This window comes from Phreatobacter stygius (assembly GCF_005144885.1).
In the GTDB taxonomy this organism is placed as follows: domain Bacteria; phylum Pseudomonadota; class Alphaproteobacteria; order Rhizobiales; family Phreatobacteraceae; genus Phreatobacter; species Phreatobacter stygius.
In genome coordinates, this window is record NZ_CP039690.1 from 6183035 (window position 1) to 6199969 (window position 16935).

A 16935-nucleotide genomic window follows, 5' to 3' on the forward strand; every position below is an offset into this window, starting at 1 on the left:
GGCGCAGGGTTTGGCATGCGGAGTGGCATCATGAGCGGTTTGGTGATCCGGGGCGGCCGGGTGGTGGATCCTGAAAGCGGGATCGATGCCGAGGCCGACGTGGCCGTTCTCGATGGCAAGATCGTCGCTGTCGGGACCGGGCTCGGCGCGGCCGAGCTGGTCATCGATGCGACCGGCCTGGTCGTCGCGCCCGGCTTCATCGACCTGCACGCGCATGGCCAGTCCATTCCCGCCGACCGCATGCAGGCCTTCGATGGCGTCACCACGACGCTGGATCTGGAGGCCGGCGTGATGCCGGTCGCCTCCTGGTATCGGCGCCAGGCGGAGCAGGGGCGGATCCTGAACTATGGCGCCTCCACCAACTGGGCCTTCGCCCGGATCGGAGCCATGGTCGGCATCAACGAGGAATCGTCCCTGGAGGCCTTCGGCCGCGCCACGCGGGACCCGCGCTGGATGAACAATATCGCCAGCGCCACCGAGCAGGCCGGGATCGTCGCGCGCATCGCGCAGGGCCTGAACGAAGGCGGCATCGGCATCGGCATCCTGAATGCCTATGCCCCCGGCGCCGGTGTCCAGGAGCTGACGGCGGTGTGCCAGCTTGCGGCGGCCGAGGGCGTCCCGACCTTCACGCATATCGCCTACATGTCGCGCATCGACCCGAAGAGCGCCGTCGAGGCCTATATCCGCCTGATCGGTTATGCCGGCGCGACCGGCGCGCATATGCACATCTGCCATTTCAACAGCTCCAGCAAGACCGACGTGGAACGTTGCGCCGAACTGGTGATGAAGGCGCAGGCGCAGGGCCTGCCGATCACCGTCGAGGCCTATCCCTATGGCACGGGGTCCACCGTGCTGGCGGCGGCCTTCTTCAGCGATCCCGAATTCGAGGCGCGCAACGGCACCGGTTACGATTCGGTGCAGCGCGTGGCCGATGGACGGCGCTTCCGCGACCGGCAGGAACTGCTGGCGGCGCAGGCGGAGGAGCCATCCACGCTGGTGCTCTGGCACGTGCTCGACACCGAGAACAACGAACGCCACCGTCACATGCTCGATCTGTCGGTGCTCTATCCGGGCGGCGCGATCGCCTCCGACGCCATGCCCTGGAGCCTGTCGGACGCCACGACCTATACCGGCGATGCCTGGCCGCTGCCCGAGGACGCCACCTCGCATCCGCGCTCGGCCGGAACCTTCACCCGTTTCCTGCGCCAGTGGGTGCGGGAGCGCCAGGCGGTTTCGCTGATCGAAGGCATCCGCAAGTGCACGCTGATCCCGGCGGAGATCCTGGCGGCGAGCACGCCCGCCATGCGCGCCAAGGGGCGGCTGCAGCCGGGCGCGGATGCCGACGTCGTCGTGTTCGATTTCGAGACGCTGACCGACCGGGCCGAATTCTCGGCGATGAACCGTCCGGCCGAGGGCGTGAAGCACCTTCTGGTCAGCGGGCAGGCGGTGATCAGCAACGGCATCATGGACGTGACGGCGCGTCCCGGCCAACCGGTGCGCCGGCCGATCGCCGTCGAGGCCTGACAGGGCGCGAAAGTCACGCGTCTCGCGCCCGAAAGAGGCCCTGACCTTAGCTCGCCGGCATTTTCTGGAATGTCCGCAACGAGGGATCGAGCGTGTCCCAGGCATGGCCGCGAATGGCGTATGTGACCACCTGCGGGTTGAATTGGCCAGGGTCGTCAAGGCTGGTCGCGGCGATCGCAATCAGGTCCGGCATTGCGGCGAATGTCAGATAGACCGGCGTTCCACAGGTCGGGCAGAAGGCGTGGACCTTTTCGTTGCCGCTGTCGCCCGCGACCCGCCAGGTATTCGCTTCACCCGTAATGGTCACAAGGGCTCGCCGGGGAAAGGTCAGATAGGATCCGTGCCCCGTGCCGCTTCGTTTCTGGCAATCGCGGCATTGGCAGTGGTTCTCGAAGATGGGTTCGCTGCTCGTCTCGTAGCGGATCGCGCCGCAGGCGCATCCGCCGGCAAAGGTCCTGGTCATCGTCATTCTCCCGCTGGCAGGTTTGTTGATCGGCACCGCAAGGGATCAGGCCGATTTTGGCTTGGCGGAAAGGTCAATGCCGCGGCCGGTTTCCAGGAAGGATTTCAGGCTGGAGAGGACGGCCGGCCAACCTTGCTTGACGCCTTTCGCCATCCCGCTGCCGGCTTCGAGTTCGTCATGGGTGACGGTCAGCCGGACCATGGTGTCGTATTCCTCGATCGCGAACGTCACCCGGCTGTAGCTGGCCGGATCGGCGGCCTGCGAAGCACCCGCCCAGGTGATGACGAGACGGGTCGGCGGCGCGATCTCGACGACTTTGCCGACGAGCTCGACAGTCCGCTCGTCATTGGCGCGGACATGTTGCCATTCCGATCCGGGATTCCAGTCGGAGACGTTCTCGTGGCCCCAGTAGCGCCTTGCCACGTCCGGTTTCGTGATGGCCTCGAACACCTTTTCCGGGGTCGAGAGAATATAGGTCACGTAGACAAAGCTGGTCGTCTCTTTGGTCATCGTCATTTCCCTTCGAGTTCCTGCTTCAGCTCATGCAGCAGGCTGAGCCGCTGGCGTTCGAACTTGCGCACCCACCGCTCGTAGACCTCGTGGAGCGGCACGGGGTTGATGAAATGCAGCTTCTCCCGTCCGCGCCTGACCGCGTTCACGAGATTGGCGTCTTCGAGAATCCCGAGGTGCTGGGTGGCGGACTGCCGGGCCATGTCGAGGTTCTCGCAGAGCTGGCCGAGCGTCTGCCCGTTCTTCTCGCACAGAAGGTCGAGCAGCTTCCTGCGGGTCGGGTCACCCAGCGCCTTGAAAACCTTGTCAGCGTCCATTGGTCTTTCTCGTGTGTGGGTACAATAGGCAGGCATTTACCTGCATGTCAAGCGAGGCGCATCCTGCCGTGATCACCCGTCGGTTTGTCGTGTGCGGTCGTTGAGAACGACGCGCCCGCGCTATGGCCAGGGAGCTCCGGAGGGGGCGCATGAGCGAGTTGCGTGCGCGTTCACGGCGTCAGCGTCCAAGCTCCTCGACCATGAGATCGATGAAGCGCCTGACGCGGGGTTCCAGCAAACGTCTGCTCGGATAGATCGTCACGATCTCCATGTCTCCGGCGTCGACACCGGGCAGCAGATGCTGGAGGCGACCTGCGGCCAGGTCCCCGGCCACGAGGAATTCCGGAAGCAAGGCGACGCCGAGCCCGGCGACGGCGGCGTCGCGCAGCGCTTCCCCACTATCCAGCCTCAGCCGACTGCCACCCTGGGCCTTGACCCAGGACCCGTCGCTGCTGCGGAAACGCCAGCTATGGCTCCGGCCGCGACTGCGGAAGATGAGATGGTCGTGTCGTTCGAGTTCATCGATGTCAGCCGGTTCGCCGCGCGTGGCGACGTAGGACGGCGCGGCGCAGAGCACGGCCCGGTAGCGGGCGACGACGCGGGACACCAGCCGCGAATCCGAGTTCGAGCCGCCGATCCGCACCGCCAGATCGAAGCCCTCCTCGACGATATCGGCGCGCCGATCGGTGAAGCTGACCTCGACCTGCAGCTCCGGCCAGGCTTCCAGATATCTTGCCAGCAGCGGAAGAATGATCAGCCGCCCAAAGGCATCGGGAACGGTGAGCCTCAGAAGTCCGCGCGGCGTGCCGGCATGCCCGGTCACGCTGGCCTCCGCGTCGTCGACCGCCGCGAGGATCCGCAAGCCGCGATCGTAGAACACCCGGCCTTCCGCCGTGAGGCTCAAGGTCCGCGTCGTGCGGTTCAGCAGGCGGGTGCCCAACCTGTCTTCCAGCCGGCCGACGGCCTTGCCAGCCGCCGATCGCGTCAGTCCCATCGCCTGACCCCCGGCGACGAAACTTCCCGCGTCGACGACGGCCAGGAAGACCAGGACCTCGTTCAGATTCGCGCGCAGCACCATCTCGTTCCAACGATCATCAGGAAACGTCGTCGCATCTGTGTAGACGCCCATTCGTCAATAGACGCGCCATATAGCACTCAACGCCGGGCCGTCGTCACGAACGATGCGCGGCTTCCCGCCGCCTTGCTGCGCGCGGGGAGCGCGACCGTCTCTGACCTTCGATCCGGTCGTTCGTGGCGATCACCCGATCCGACAAGGACATTCCGATGACGAGCACCGGCACCACGACATTGCGTCTGCTCTTTCCCCAGTGGCAGGGCGGCAACAACCCGCCTTATGTTTTCGGCGCGCAATTGCTCTCCTGGCTTGCGCCCGAGGCCACCGGGCCGGTCGAGCAGGTGAGCGTCTCTCAACCCGACGGAAAGCCGCTCGAGGCCGAGGGCGGCATCGTCGGACGTGGCGCGCTGCTCGCTCAGCTGAGTGACGCCCGGCGGTTGATCGACAAGCATCAGCCCGATCGGCTGGTCGTGCTCGGTGGCGACTGCCTCGTTGATCTTGCACCCTTCGCTTATCTCAACGAGCGGTATGACGGTGATCTGGCGATCCTCTGGGTCGACACTCACCCGGATGTGATGACGCCCAAGGAGTACGGCAACGCCCATGCCATGGTGATGGGCAATCTGTTGGGCGAAGGCGATGCCGACTTCGTCAAAGCGGTGAAGCGGCCGATCAGGCCACAGAATGTGATGTTCGCCGGTCGTCAGGACACCCTGGAGAGCCTTGCGGAGATACGCGAGATGGAGGCGGCATTCTTCGAACGGCTGAAACTGCGCAGCGCAAGCCCGTCCGATCTCGCGAACACCAGCGAACCGGTCCTGGACTGGCTCAGGTCGATCAACGCCAAACACCTGGCGATCCACTTCGATCTCGATATTCTCGACCCGACGCTGTTCCGATCTTTGCTGTTCGCGAATCCGGACCCGTCCTCATCGGTGCATGACGGCATTCCCCGCGGCAGGATGACGATGGACGAGATCGTCAGGCTTTTCGCTGATGTTTCCCGGGTTGTCGACGTGGTCGGCCTGGGGATCACCGAACACCTTCCCTGGGATTCGCTCGCTTTGAAGACGATGCTTTCGAAACTGCCGCTCCTCGGATCGCCGCCGCGCTGACATCCAGCTCCGCTGCCGCCGGCCAAGGCGACAGCGGCCGGCGACCTCAGCGACGGGCTGGCGCCGACGAAAGCGGCCCTGGCCGCATCGTCGCCCTGTCGAGCAACCTGAAAACTGGAGGCCACCATGCTTGAAGCCGTCAACAGGCCCGGCGTTCCGCCCATGCCGACCTATAGCCAGGGCATGGTGGCGACAGGGGCCCGGACGCTCTACGTGTCCGGACAGGTGGCGGTCGGCGCCGCCCGGGCCGATGGCATCGCGGCAAAGGCGGAGGCGGTTTTTGAGAATCTGCGCCTGGTGCTGTCCGCCGCGGCCATGACGATGACGGACGTTGCCAAGCTCACCGTCTATCTCACCGACGAGACCGATCTCTCCGGCTTCATGGCCGTCTACAGCGCCCGATCGCCGTCGCCTCCGCCGGCTGTGACACTGGTGATCGTCAAGGCACTCACTGCACCGCAGTACCTTGTCGAAGTCGAAGCGATCGCCGTGCGATAGTGATCGGAGCAGGGCGCGATGGCGCGCTGATGTCGTTGCCGGGCTCTGGAGCGAGGGGGCATGAGCGCGTTGCGCAAGCGGGAACAGGCCGCCGTCGCGGCTGTCGCAAGCCACTTCTCCGCGACCTGGGAAACGGGCGACGGAAATGCGCCCGACGCCTATCTGACGATTGCCGGGACGCGAATTGCCGTCGAGGTCGCGGTGATCGAACCAGGGTTCGCCGGACCGGGCGACCCGACGAAACCTCGCTTGCGGTTCGACAGGGTCGTGCTCCGGACGATCGGACGTCTGCAGGCTGGCCTGAGCCAGGCCGTGCCGGAAGGCGAGGCGGTGATCGTGACGATCACCGCCCCCATACGGCTCGCCGCGAGGACGGCTGCCGCGCTGGAGGACCGGATCCGGTCCTGCCTCGCGCGCCGGTCCGCGCCGGTCGAGGTCGACGATATGGTCCATGGAAACCAGGTCCGGATTCGCCTGGTGAAGGGCGTCCCGGCGGGCCTGTCGAAGCTGATCGGTTTTGTGCACAATCCCGGCTCAGATCCGGCCGTTCTCCTGGAGCTGACGCAATCATTGCTCCAGCATATCGGCGCGGCAGCGGCGAGGCGCCCGCCGGCGACCTTCGCGGGTGATCGATGGCTGGTTGTCGCCCATGACGATGGACTGCCGCATATCGAGGCCTATCGGCATGTCGGTTCCCAGCTCGCCATTTCGACCCGTTTCGAAAAGATTCTGATGGTGCTGGCCGGCGGGCGGGTTGAAACGCTCGCCGGGTGAGGGCAGGGCCTGTGAACGGCTCGGGCCCGCCGGCGCGGAGCATTCCGCCCGAGCGACCTAGCTGTTTAGTCCCGGCATTTGATGGAGTGGATCGAGCCTGAATCGTTGAGGCTCTGTTGTCCAGAGTTTGCAGATGAATTCGTAGGGTGTGAGGCCCTTGAGGGTCTTCAGCCTCCGCCCGAAATTGTAGGCGCTGACGAAGTCGGCGAGATGCGCTTCGAACTGCCGGTGGCTGTCGTAGTGGTAACGCTTGACGGTGGCTTCTTTGATGGTGCGGTTCATGCGCTCGACCTGGCCGTTCGTCCAAGGGTGCTTCACCTTGGTGAGGCGGTGCTCGATGCCGTTCTCCTGGCAGCGCATGCCGAACATGTGCGTCACGTAGCGCGCCGTCGGACCATCGGCATACCGTGGCGGGAAGGTGAACTGGATGCCGTTGTCGGTGAGAACGGTATGGATCTTGTAGGGGACGGCCTCGATCAAGGCCGAGAGGAAGGCTGACGCGGAGGTCCGCCCCGTCTTCCTGACGATCTGTACGACGGCGAATTTGCTCGTGCGATCGATGGCGACATAGAGGTACAGCTTGCCCTCAGCGGTCTGCACCTCGGCGATATCGATGTGGAAGAAGCCGATCGGATAGGATTTGAACTTCGTCTTCGCCGGCTTCTCGCCTTCGACCTCGGGCAGGCGGCTGATCCCGTGACGCTGCAGGCAGCGGTGCAGGGATGACCGCGTCAGCGTCGGGATCGTCGGCTGTAGCGCATAGAGGCAGTCGTCGAGCGGCAGCAAAGTATGCTTCCGGAAGGCGACGATCACGGCCTCTTCCTCAATCGTCAGCACTGTCGAAGTCGGGTTCTTCGGCCCGGTCGGCACATCGGTCACCGAGGTCCGCTTCTTCCACTTCGCGACCGTCTTCTGGTTAATCCCGTAGCGCTTAGACAGAGCCCTCAGGCTCTCTTGACTATGTTGTATCGCTCGACGGACCGCCTCAGTCGTCGTGGCGCTCCCGTGGAGAACCTGGCCCATAGCGCGTCCCTCGATTCCTGCATCGAGATTGCACCATCAAAGCCCGGGATCAAACACCTAGCTTGCCGGTTTCGGCGGCACCAGTGTTGCCGCGAGAACCCCGACCGCGCGCGCTACCTCATCCTCGCTCTGCCCGGCCTTGCCGAACACGCGCAGGCCTTCCAGGCCGGCGAGCAAGGTGCGCGCCGCGGCTTCCGGGTCCGGCACCTGGGCATCGCCGGCGCCGGCGAGCGCCCGCTCGAGCCGCTTCAGCATCGCGGCGAAGATGGCCGCGGCGCGCTCCGCGATGACCGGGTCGTGTGGCCCCATTTCGACTGTTGTTTCGACCAGAAAGCAGCCCCTGACGCCGGCCGGCCCATGCGCCCGGGCGGCATGCACCCTGATCCAGGCCAGAATATCCGCGCGCCTTGCCCCCGCCGGCATGGTCGCATCCATCGTCGCCAGCCCCTCGCGGCCGTAGAGATCGAGCGCCTCGAGGAACAGCTCGCGCTTGTCCGAGAACAGCGCGTAGAGGCTGCCTCTCTGCAGTCCTGTCGCGCGCTCGAGCTCCGGCAGCGACGCCCGCTGATAACCGAGCGACCAGAAGAGGTCCTTGGCGCGCTGCAGCGCCTCGTCGCGCTCGACGACGCGCGGCCGCCCGGCCAGTCGGGGCTTGCCAGATCCTGTCATGGGCATCGTCATGAAAGCTTCCGACCGATCTGTCAAAAATAATTATTAACCGACCTGTCGGAAATATTCTGAGATGCCGGCAGGAGCCGTAGGCGGCCGCTGCGGAAAACCGCGTTCGCGAAGGAGAGAGCTCATGACTTTGACCGGTTTCCGGCACCAGATGGTTCGCGCGCGCGATGTCGACCTGCACGTGGTGACGGGAGGCGAGGGGCCGCCGGTCGTGCTCCTCCACGGCTTTCCGCAGACCTGGTGGGAATGGCGCAAGATGATGCCGCTGCTGGCGCGCCGGCACCGGGTGATCGCGCTCGACCTGCGCGGTGCCGGCCATTCCGACTGCCCACAGGGCGGCTACGACAAGGCGAGCCTGGCCGCCGACGTCCATGGCGTGATGACGGCGCTCGGCCATGAGCGCTATGCGGTCTGCGGCCACGATATCGGCGGCATGGTCGGGGTCGCGCTCGCCGCGACCCATCGCGACGCCGTGACCCATCTGGCGGTGCTCGATGTCCCCGTGCCGGGCTGGAGCCGCTGGGACGCCTTGTTCTCCGACCCGCGCGTCTGGCATTTCGCCTTTCACATGAAGCTCAATCTGCCCGAGCGGCTGATCTATGGCCGGGAATATGACTATGTCTCGACCTTCATCTCCGATCGCGCTTTCGACCACGGCGCGCACGATGCCGGCGATATCGAACTCTTCGCCAAGGCGTTTGCCCAGCCCGGCCGGACCCGCGGCGGGCTGGAGTGGTACCGGGCCTTTCCGCGCGACCATGACAATGCGCTCGCCTGGAAACGCGATCCCTTGCGCATTCCGGTGCTGGCACTCGGCGGCGACCGGCGCTGGGGGCCCGAGATGGTCGCCATGATGCGGGAGTTCGCGCTGGACGTCACCGGCGGCAGCATCGCGGACTGCAATCATTGGCTGCCGGAGGAACGGCCCGCCGAGACGGCCGAACGCCTGGAGGCATTCCTTGCGGCGTGAACCTGGCCGACGATGGCGCGGCCAGTGTGCCAGCCACCGCGCCCGGGGGAAACGCGACCTTCGGGCGATCCGGGACTAGTCTCGGAGCAATCCTACCGACTTTTGCAACCGGTTCCTGACGGCGATCCGCCGTAGGACAAGGCCGACGCGAATTCGTCGCCGCGGTGCAACCTTGTTCGTATTATTATCCGGTGGCTGGAGGCGGAGTTCTGTGATCGCGTGAAGCAAGGTGGGGATCGCTCTTGAGTGCCCATGTGTCGGCCAAGCTGGCGGCACCGACGACGGACGACATTGTTCGACGCGCCCGTGTCACCGAGGCAATCGATCGCGCGTTACGGGATGGCGCCTGCTGGATCGCCGCTCCGGCGGGCTATGGCAAGACGACCGCCATGATCGACTACCTGGCGAGCGTGCGAGCGCCCCATGTCTGGTTTCGTGCCGATCAAGGCGACCGGGACCTCGCGCGGTTCTTCAGCTACCTGGCTCAGTCCTTGCCGACGCCGGCAGCTTCGCTCGCAATGCCGATTTTTGGTGTGGAATATGCCGAACATCCACGCGACTTCGCGCGCGTGTTCTTTCGGCAATATTTCGCGCGGCTGCGGCCGGGGACGCTGCTCGTGTTCGACGATCTTCACACCGTCGAGACACCTGAATTCGGCGATATCATCGGCACGATGATCGGAACGCTTCCCCGCTCCCTGCGCTGTGTCTGTCTCTCGCGGATGCTGCCGAATGAAGGGCTCTCCGAGCTGTCGCATAGCCGCGCATTGACCGTCGTCGATCAATCCGTGCTGGAATTTTCCGACCCCGAGGCGCGCAGCCTGGTCCAGCTCAGGCTCAAACAACGTGCCGCGCAAATCGATATCGGCAGTGCGCGAGGCTGGGCGGTCGGTCTTGTTCTTCTGGCCGATCGTGGTGGTGCTGCCGGTCACGGCAGCGCGGCCACCCAGGCAGGTCCCTCGCATTTCGCCGCACTTGGCGGCCATTTCTTCGATGCGCTGCCGGTTTCCGACCAGGACAACCTGCTCACCCTCAATCTATTGCCCGAGATCACGGTCGGTTTGGCCAACGCGGTGACCGGATCGGCGGAAGCCGGACAATTGCTTGATCGGCTCTACGCGCGGCAATTCCTCGTCACGCGGGCCGAGGGGCAGGGGGAAACCTTTCATCTGCACGACCTGCTGCGCGACTTCCTGCATCGGCGCTTCGAGCAGCGGTTGTCGGAGCCGGAGCGACGCATGCTGCGGACCAGGGCAGCCCGGCTTCTGTCCGACGCGGAGCGGCCGGACGAAGCGATCACGCTGGCTCTGGACGCCAGGTCCTGGCTGCTGGCGCGCGACCTGCTGCTGCGACACGCCGAGGGGCTGATCGCCACCGGGCGCCGCGCCACGATCATCGCGTGGCTGCAGAGGCTGCCGCCGGCGGAGCTGACCGGGTGGTTGTTCTATTGGGCGGGTGTCGCTCATCTCGCCGATGACGCCGTGGCCGAGCGCTGGCTCGAACTGGCCTGGCAGGCGTTCGGCGAGGACCATGATGAGCGCGGCCTGTGTCTCACCGTCGCGCGGGCCGTGCTGGTCAAGACCGACAGCTGGCGGACCCATCACGGCCTTGCCGTCTGGACCTCGCGGGCCGTCGCCATTGCCGCGCGCGACCTTCCCGCGCTGCCGCCCGAAGAGGATCTCCTGGCGTTGATCGGCTTGTTGCGGGCCCACGACTTCGCTGATGGCCATGACAACGATGCCGGCCAGCGTCTGGCGGAGGTGCTTCTGGACAGGCTGGGCGATCCCGGACGACGGTTCCCCAGCGGGCTGCGCCTGCAGGCCAGCGAAGCCCTGATCGAACATGCGGTCGGCAGGGGCAGGGCCGACATCTTCGAACGGGCGGTCGATCACGTCGTCGATGATATCGCCAAACCCGATGTGCTCGGCTGGCACCTTGGTCTGTGGCTGGTTGCATTCGGCGCCGCCAGCGGGCGCTACTATCGCTATTCGCGTCGCGGATTTCCCTATGCGACGGCGGAGGACGCCCTGCGCGCCGCGATCGCCATCGGCGAGGGCGAAGCGCTCAAAGGCGTTGAATTCGGGGCGCTCTACCACCTGCAACTGCAGATGAAACTGCGCAATGACTTCTCCGAATTCAGGAGTTTGGTGACGCGGCTCGCCGAGATCGCCGACAGCCGCTACACGACGCAGGTCGCGGTCGTCGCCGATTGCCGCGCCGCATTGCACACGCTGCAGGGAAACTTCGCCGAGGCCTATCGCGACTGCGATCGCTTCATGGAAGCGATCGAGGCGGGCGACGAACCGCTCATCGAAAGGCTGCCTCACTACATCACCAAGTTTCAGGTCCTGCTGGCCGACCGCCGGTGTCGAGACGCAATCGGCCTGCTCGCGGACTTGGCTCCGCGGCTGCAGGGCGGATCGCAGCTGCGCACACGGCTGTGCATGATGGCCGCCGAGGCGCTCGGCGCGAAATGGCAAGGCGATCCGGCCTATGAAGGGCACTTGCGCGCCCTCTTTGCCGAACTGCGCACCGCTGACTGGCGCGCCATCCTGCTGAACCTGCCCGACCTGCTGTCGGACCTTCTCGCCGATGCCATCGAAACCGGCATCGAGATCGCGTTCTGCCGCTCCCTCGTCGCGGAGCGCCGCCTGACACCGCCGGCGCATCGCCCGGCAGGTTGGCCGTGGCCGCTGCGGGTGCGCATACTCGGCGGGTTCCGGATCGAGCGAGACGGCGCAGAGCTTGATCTTGGTCCCAAGCCGCCGACGCGCGCGCTCGACATACTCCGTGTTCTCGCCCTGTCGCGCGGCCATGTCTGCGCGATCGGAACCTTGCAGGACCGGCTTTGGCCGGACCTTGATGGCGGGCAGGCCAATGCTGCCTTCGAGCAGGCCTTGCATCGGCTGCGCAAGCTGCTGGGGCGAGCGGATCTCGTCACCTTGCGCGAAGGACGATTGCGGCTTGTCCCGGATATGGTGTGGGTCGATCTGGCGGATTGGGAAAAGCAGGTCAGGGACGTCCACGCTGCCGGCGGCAGCGTTTCGGAACGGACGCTCGAACAGCTGCTGGCCAGCTTTCCCGGCCCGCTCTTTTTTGGACATGACGAACCGATCTGGGCGATCGCTGCCGCTGACCGGGTGCGCGATGACTTCGTCGACCTTGCCATCCGGCTTGGCAAACTGCGCGAAGGCGAGGGGACGGTTGTCGAGGCGAGAGCGGTTTGTCTGCGGGCACTCCAGCACTATCCCGATTCCGATCGCCTGCACGGCGCGCTGATCGAGCTCCGCTTGATGCAAGGCGACCTCGCGGGCGCGGTCGAGGACTATCGACGCTATCTGAGGGTGCTCAAGACCGCCGGGGATCTGGAGCCGTCGCCGATCGTCGAAGCCATCGCGCGAAAATTCGGATCGGCACCCGGCGCCCGTTGAGCCGTAAGCCATCCGTAGGGACGCCGGCGCCAGGTTGCGCGCGGTTCGCATCCGGACAGTGCGGCATCGCGGGTTGGGTGAGCCAACCTGGCCTTCGCGCTGTGCTCGGCCGAGACGCGAACCGGCATCCGTGTCGAATGTGTCGCTTCGATCGGGGCCATGCCGTGGCCGACGGCGCGTCTGCGGAAGCGATCAACAGGACGAGGTAACACCATGGGAACCGACTTCAGAAGACTATCGCTCAATGAGGCATTGCACCAGGACCCGCAATTCCTGGCAAACGTCGAAAGGATCACTGGCCGCAGGACGATGGTGACCGACCTGTTCAATCCGGGACATCTGTATGAACGGGAATCCCCCATCGTCAGTTCTCGCCTCAACGGCAACGGCAACGGTGCTCAACGCATTCGACCGACCAACGTTCAGATCGTCGGCGGCGTCTGGCAGATCAGCATGTCTCACCGTGACGTCGAGGAGATGCGACAGGACGTCAGGGCATTCTGCACCCGCTATGTTCCGCCCTTCAACATAATCATGGAGACCATGTTCAGCCTGATCTCGACGGTGGACGCGATCGGCCTCAACCATGGGGTCAACGTGGCCGGCATCATCGCGACGCAATTTGTCACGGTGACGCCGGCGTTTTTTTCGCCCGTAGAAATGCTGAAAGGCATCAAGGACAAGCTGCAAGAAGTGACCGGCTTGCCTGGTGGCGTTGTCGGAGCCGGTCTTGGCGCGGGCATTACCTTGCTCGCGGTCGGACCGGCCGGTGTCGTGCTCGGTGGCCTGGCCGGATGGCTCGGCGACGCGCTGCTCTCCGACAGCCCTCGGCCCGGAGACGTCCATGCCGATCGCCAGGTCGTAGGTCCATGGGAGAAGCTCTTGCTTGTTGCAGCCAACCCGAACGATCCCACCTCGACCGATATCGCGATCGGCACGCGGCGAGGCTATTTCTGCGCCGAGAACGGCGGCGGCGGCCCGGTCTATGCCAATCGCACCGCGATCGGTCCGTGGGAAACCGCCACGCTCGTCCACAACCCCAACGGTACCGTCAGCCTGCGCGCGCTCGGTGGGCATTATCTCGTCGCCGAGCAGGGCGGGGGCGATGGTTCGTTCTGCAACTGGAACCGGACCGCCGTCGGGGAGTGGGAGCAGTTCTGGATGGAATATCAGCCCGATGGCTGTTTCGCCCTGAAGACCTTTGCGCGAGGCACCTACGTCAGCGTTCAGTGACGCCGGACATCGGCTGGGGCGACGGTCTGCCGTCGCCCCGCTTGCCGCCGCCGTTCCCGGGCCGCGGCGTGGAGGACCTGCCGGCGCGCCACGGGCTACGCGCGGCCTTTCAAGACATCCCGGGCAATGATCAGGTGCTGGATCTCGCTGGTGCCGTCGAAGATCCTGAAGGCGCGGACATGGCGGAACAGCCGCTCCACGGTCGTGCCCTTGACGACACCCATTCCGCCGAAAATCTGCAGCGCCTGGTCGACGATCTGAAAACTCGTTTCGGTCGAGAACAGCTTGGCGACGGCTGCCGATCGTGGCGTCAGCCGGCGCCCTTCGTCGTGCTCCCAGGCGGCGCGATAGACCAGAAGCCCGGAAGCATCGACGCCGACGGCCATTTGCGCCAGTTTCGCCTGAACCAATTGATGTTCCGATATCGGCTTGCCGAAAGCCGTCCGGCCGACACTGCGCTCGACCGCTTCGTCCATGGCGCGGCGGGCAAAGCCCAGAGCGGCGGCGCCAACCGTTGGCCGAAACAGTTCAAGAACCGCCATCGCGATCTTGTAGCCCTGTCCGGCTTCTCCGATCAGCCGATCTCGCGAAACACGGCAGCCGTCGAGCGTCCAGGTGCCGACGGTATGCGGCGGCATGACGTCGATGCGCTCTTCCAATCTGATCGCCGGATCATTGCCGTCGACGGCGAAGGCGGCGATCCCGCCGGTCTCCTCCAGGCGAGCGAAGACGACATAGAGGTCGGCAAGGCCGCAATTGGACGTCCAGGTCTTGCGGCCGTTCAAGACATAGCCATTGCCGTCGCGACGCGCGCTGGTCGTGATCGACGCGGCGTCGGATCCCGCTCCGGGCTCGGACAAGGCGAAGGCCGGAAGAAGGTTTCCGCTGAGATAGCGGGGCAGATAGAGCTCCCGCAGCGCGGGCGAGCCGAACAGGGCGATGGGCAGGATGCCGAGCCAGGGTTCCGATAGCGCGACATCTGCGATCGCCGACGAATAGGCGCTGAGCTCCCGCAGAATGCAGAGGGATCTCAAATCCAGCTTGGGACTGGCTCGATCCGTCGACGCCGGCAAGGTCCGCGTGAGCCATCCGGCGCCGGCCAGCATTTCATAGATCTGCCTGGCCGCGCGTCCGTCACCTCCCTCGTCGCCCGCGAGCCCGGCGAGATGGGGCGTGGTCCAGGCCAGATAGTCAGCGGCCAAACTGCGGTGCCCGGGGCTCAGGAACGGCCATTCGAGATGCTGCAAATCCATCGTCAGGTGACCTCTTCCGGGAGTTGAAACCCTAGAAAGGGCCGCGGGCATTCACAACCAGACGATAGGCTATGCCGACGGGGGTTTGCCGATGGCTGGCGGCCGAACCGAAGGCGCGGTCCGAAGGCGTCGCGCAGGCGCCTTCTGGATCAAGAAACGCAGTGGGCCGGGCATCATCGGTATCGTGACGGAACGGCCCGTCTCGATTGGTGCGTGCGCCATCGCGCACCACCCGGGACGCCGCATCTTGAGGGGCATCGCCGAACCGCGATGCCGCGCCCGGCCGCGGAGGCTCAGCGGAGGCGTCACCTCGGCCGGCGGACCGCGCGCACCGTGCCGCTGTTGCCGCCGCCGCAGAAGAACCGATCGCCACCGTCGGACTCGAGCCCCGACACGCCCATTCCGGCCGGCATCTCGAGCCGCTCCAGGACCTCTCCGGTGCGCGGGTCCAGCCGCCGCAGATCGCTTTCGTCATTTTCCCAGGTGCCGTGCCAGAGCTCGCCGTCGACCCAGGTGACGCCGGTGACGAAACGCTTGGACTCGATGGTGCGCAGGATGGCCCCGGTCTCCGGATCGATCTGATGGATCTTCCGGTCCCGATATTGGCCCACCCAGAGCGTGCCCTCGGCCCAGGTGAGGCCCGAGTCGCCACCGCCGCCGGGCGTCGGGATCGTGGCGAGCACCTGGCCGGTCGTCGGGTCGATCTTCTGGATGCGATCCTCGGCGATCTGAAACAGGTGCCGTCCGTCGAAGGCGGTTCCGGCATGGGCGGCGACATCGATCGCGCGCACCGCCTTGCCATCGGCCGGATCGAAGGCGTTCAGCTTGTCCCCGGAGGCAAACCAGACGTTCTGGCCGTCAAAGGTTACCCCATGGACCTGGCTGACGCCGGGCAAGGGGCCATATTCGCGGAGGATTTCGGCAGGTGATTGTTTCATGGCTCGATCCCTATCGGTGACGGACCTCAGTCCCTTATCGATGACGGACCCTAGTCGCTCGGCAATGGGCCAGGGAGTAACAAAGTGGTCGTGAATCCGGGCAGGGACGGGGCCGCTCTATTGGCGCCCATCGGCCATCTGCCCGGGAATGCCGTGCACCAGCGTGTCCTCCGGTCCCAGCACGCGCCCGTCCTGGGAACGAAGCTCCAGTCGTCGCACGGGAAGGCCGCGCTTCCGATCGACCAGCAGGACGTGAGCCTCGTCGGGCTCGAAGAAGAAGTCCTCGCCCCACTGCCGCAGCGCGACCAGCACGGGAAACAGGCCGCGGCCCTTCTCGGTCAGCACATGGTCCTGATAGGGGCTGCCGTCGGACGCCGGGACCGTGTCCAGGATGCCATGGGCGATCCGGCGGGCGCCTGCCGATCCTGTCGAAGGCTGGGGACGTCAGGCATAGGCAACCCAGCCGCGCCAGGTGAAGGCGGCGTAGAACAGGCTGACGTTCGAGAAGCCGGCGTCGCGCAGGATCGCCTCGTCATGCGCGGGACTGAGCAGGTTCAGACGTGTGTCGATCGCCGCGCGAGCGGTCCGGGCCTGGTCGGGATCGGCGCCCGAAGCAACCGCAAAGGCGGCGTATCGCGACAGCCAGAGCGCCCGCTCGCCGTCATCCTGCGGGAAGCTGGAATGGGCCGCCACGAAGGGCGCGCCGGGCTTGAGGCGGCGTCGGATTTCGGCTGCCGTGCGCCGGCGTTCGTCAGGTGCCAGGAAATGCAGGGTCAGCAGGCACGTGGCCGCGTCGAACGGGCCTTCCGGCGCATCGTCGATATAGCCCTGGTGCAGCCGGACCCGCGCGGCAAGCGGCCCGAGCGTGCGCCCGGCCAGCCCGAGCATTTCGGCGGCCGGATCGACGCCGTCGAAGGTCCAGTGCGGCTCAGCCTCGGCAAAGGCCTTCAACTCCAGCCCGCCGCCGGCGCCGAGCACCAGCACGCGGGCATCATCAGGCGCGCGTTCGGTCAGCAAAAGCCGCGTCATGCGATGCAGGTCGGTGAAGCCGGGCACGAAGCGCGGCGGCCCTTCGGCATAGCGGGCGACGGAATGGGGATCGGAAAAGTGGGCCAGAAGATCGTTCGCGCCGC

16 protein-coding genes and 1 pseudogene are annotated in these 16935 nt (G+C 65.8%); 7 read left to right on the plus strand and 10 right to left on the minus strand.

Translation table 11 applies throughout. From position 1 onward, the window contains the following. The first annotated feature begins 30 nt into the window (after positions 1-30). Positions 31-1524, plus strand: coding sequence for an amidohydrolase family protein (locus tag E8M01_RS29200; RefSeq protein ID WP_136963370.1), 1494 nt, complete (start codon positions 31-33; stop codon positions 1522-1524). A gap of 46 nt (positions 1525-1570) precedes the next feature. Here E8M01_RS29200 and E8M01_RS29205 read toward each other — a convergent pair whose 3' ends face one another. The 4 genes from E8M01_RS29205 to E8M01_RS29220 form a co-directional block, all read right to left on the minus strand. Further along, positions 1571-1987: a GFA family protein gene (locus E8M01_RS29205; protein ID WP_136963371.1), complete on the minus strand. Its 417-nt coding sequence runs from the start codon at positions 1985-1987 to the stop codon at positions 1571-1573. 45 nt (positions 1988-2032) lie between these two features. Then, entirely contained in the window at positions 2033-2497 is a 465-nt protein-coding gene (locus E8M01_RS29210) for an SRPBCC family protein (protein WP_136963372.1), read from the minus strand. Between the two features lie 2 nt (positions 2498-2499). After that, positions 2500-2814, minus strand: coding sequence for an ArsR/SmtB family transcription factor (locus E8M01_RS29215; RefSeq protein ID WP_136963373.1), 315 nt, complete (start codon positions 2812-2814; stop codon positions 2500-2502). A gap of 178 nt (positions 2815-2992) precedes the next feature. Then, a complete protein-coding gene (locus tag E8M01_RS29220) occupies positions 2993-3889 on the minus strand; it encodes a LysR family transcriptional regulator (protein WP_136964888.1) in 897 nt (298 codons plus the stop codon). Between the two features lie 209 nt (positions 3890-4098). Between E8M01_RS29220 and E8M01_RS29225 the strand changes: the two genes are divergently transcribed. The 3 genes from E8M01_RS29225 (at position 4099) to E8M01_RS29235 (ending at position 6276) form a co-directional block, all read left to right on the plus strand. Beyond that, a complete protein-coding gene (locus E8M01_RS29225) occupies positions 4099-5004 on the plus strand; it encodes an arginase family protein (protein WP_136963374.1) in 906 nt (301 codons plus the stop codon). Positions 5005-5130: 126 nt separating this feature from the next. Continuing rightward, positions 5131-5502, plus strand: coding sequence for a RidA family protein (locus tag E8M01_RS29230; RefSeq protein ID WP_215908818.1), 372 nt, complete (start codon positions 5131-5133; stop codon positions 5500-5502). 60 nt (positions 5503-5562) lie between these two features. Further along, complete coding sequence (locus E8M01_RS29235) at positions 5563-6276, plus strand: hypothetical protein (protein ID WP_136963375.1); 714 nt, start codon at positions 5563-5565, stop codon at positions 6274-6276. Between the two features lie 57 nt (positions 6277-6333). Here the strand turns inward: E8M01_RS29235 and E8M01_RS29240 are convergent, their stop codons facing one another. Both E8M01_RS29240 and E8M01_RS29245 read right to left on the minus strand, forming a co-directional pair. Beyond that, positions 6334-7299: an IS481 family transposase gene (locus E8M01_RS29240; protein ID WP_136959355.1), complete on the minus strand. Its 966-nt coding sequence runs from the start codon at positions 7297-7299 to the stop codon at positions 6334-6336. Between the two features lie 57 nt (positions 7300-7356). Further along, entirely contained in the window at positions 7357-7968 is a 612-nt protein-coding gene (locus E8M01_RS29245; RefSeq protein WP_170182126.1) for a TetR/AcrR family transcriptional regulator, read from the minus strand. A 133-nt stretch (positions 7969-8101) separates the two neighbouring features. Here E8M01_RS29245 and E8M01_RS29250 point away from each other — a divergent pair, with 133 nt between their 5' ends. From E8M01_RS29250 to E8M01_RS29260, 3 genes are all read left to right on the plus strand, one after another. After that, positions 8102-8947, plus strand: coding sequence for an alpha/beta fold hydrolase (locus E8M01_RS29250; protein ID WP_136963377.1), 846 nt, complete (start codon positions 8102-8104; stop codon positions 8945-8947). 242 nt (positions 8948-9189) lie between these two features. Next, complete coding sequence (locus tag E8M01_RS29255; RefSeq protein ID WP_136963378.1) at positions 9190-12378, plus strand: AfsR/SARP family transcriptional regulator; 3189 nt, start codon at positions 9190-9192, stop codon at positions 12376-12378. Positions 12379-12591: 213 nt separating this feature from the next. Beyond that, positions 12592-13611 (plus strand): fascin domain-containing protein, encoded by a 1020-nt coding sequence (locus E8M01_RS29260; protein ID WP_136963379.1) that lies wholly within the window; start codon positions 12592-12594, stop codon positions 13609-13611. Between the two features lie 95 nt (positions 13612-13706). Here E8M01_RS29260 and E8M01_RS29265 read toward each other — a convergent pair whose 3' ends face one another. The 4 genes and pseudogenes from E8M01_RS29265 to E8M01_RS29280 form a co-directional block, all read right to left on the minus strand. Beyond that, on the minus strand, positions 13707-14864 hold the full coding sequence (locus E8M01_RS29265; protein WP_136963380.1) for an acyl-CoA dehydrogenase family protein: 1158 nt from the start codon (positions 14862-14864) through the stop codon (positions 13707-13709). Between the two features lie 305 nt (positions 14865-15169). Then, a complete protein-coding gene (locus tag E8M01_RS29270) occupies positions 15170-15802 on the minus strand; it encodes a Vgb family protein (protein ID WP_136963381.1) in 633 nt (210 codons plus the stop codon). A 117-nt stretch (positions 15803-15919) separates the two neighbouring features. Further along, positions 15920-16207: pseudogene (locus tag E8M01_RS29275) on the minus strand (winged helix-turn-helix transcriptional regulator); the annotation flags it as partial. 39 nt (positions 16208-16246) lie between these two features. After that, positions 16247-16918: a class I SAM-dependent methyltransferase gene (locus E8M01_RS29280; RefSeq protein WP_246088867.1), complete on the minus strand. Its 672-nt coding sequence runs from the start codon at positions 16916-16918 to the stop codon at positions 16247-16249. Between the last annotated feature and the right edge of the window lie 17 nt (positions 16919-16935).

What these genes read in the sequence shown, in the direction of transcription:
- E8M01_RS29205 (WP_136963371.1), bottom strand. Translation starts at nt 1,987, where the DNA reads ATGACCAGGACCTTTGCCGGCGGATGCGCCTGCGGCGCGATCCGCTAC.
- E8M01_RS29215 (WP_136963373.1), bottom strand. Translation starts at nt 2,814, where the DNA reads ATGGACGCTGACAAGGTTTTCAAGGCGCTGGGTGACCCGACCCGCAGG.
- E8M01_RS29265 (WP_136963380.1), bottom strand. Translation starts at nt 14,864, where the DNA reads ATGGATTTGCAGCATCTCGAATGGCCGTTCCTGAGCCCCGGGCACCGC.
- E8M01_RS29200 (WP_136963370.1), top strand. Translation starts at nt 31, where the DNA reads ATGAGCGGTTTGGTGATCCGGGGCGGCCGGGTGGTGGATCCTGAAAGC.
- E8M01_RS29230 (WP_215908818.1), top strand. Translation starts at nt 5,131, where the DNA reads ATGCTTGAAGCCGTCAACAGGCCCGGCGTTCCGCCCATGCCGACCTAT.
- E8M01_RS29245 (WP_170182126.1), bottom strand. Translation starts at nt 7,968, where the DNA reads ATGACAGGATCTGGCAAGCCCCGACTGGCCGGGCGGCCGCGCGTCGTC.
- E8M01_RS29270 (WP_136963381.1), bottom strand. Translation starts at nt 15,802, where the DNA reads ATGAAACAATCACCTGCCGAAATCCTCCGCGAATATGGCCCCTTGCCC.
- E8M01_RS29240 (WP_136959355.1), bottom strand. Translation starts at nt 7,299, where the DNA reads ATGGGCCAGGTTCTCCACGGGAGCGCCACGACGACTGAGGCGGTCCGT.
- E8M01_RS29235 (WP_136963375.1), top strand. Translation starts at nt 5,563, where the DNA reads ATGAGCGCGTTGCGCAAGCGGGAACAGGCCGCCGTCGCGGCTGTCGCA.
- E8M01_RS29250 (WP_136963377.1), top strand. Translation starts at nt 8,102, where the DNA reads ATGACTTTGACCGGTTTCCGGCACCAGATGGTTCGCGCGCGCGATGTC.
- E8M01_RS29260 (WP_136963379.1), top strand. Translation starts at nt 12,592, where the DNA reads ATGGGAACCGACTTCAGAAGACTATCGCTCAATGAGGCATTGCACCAG.
- E8M01_RS29225 (WP_136963374.1), top strand. Translation starts at nt 4,099, where the DNA reads ATGACGAGCACCGGCACCACGACATTGCGTCTGCTCTTTCCCCAGTGG.
- E8M01_RS29210 (WP_136963372.1), bottom strand. Translation starts at nt 2,497, where the DNA reads ATGACCAAAGAGACGACCAGCTTTGTCTACGTGACCTATATTCTCTCG.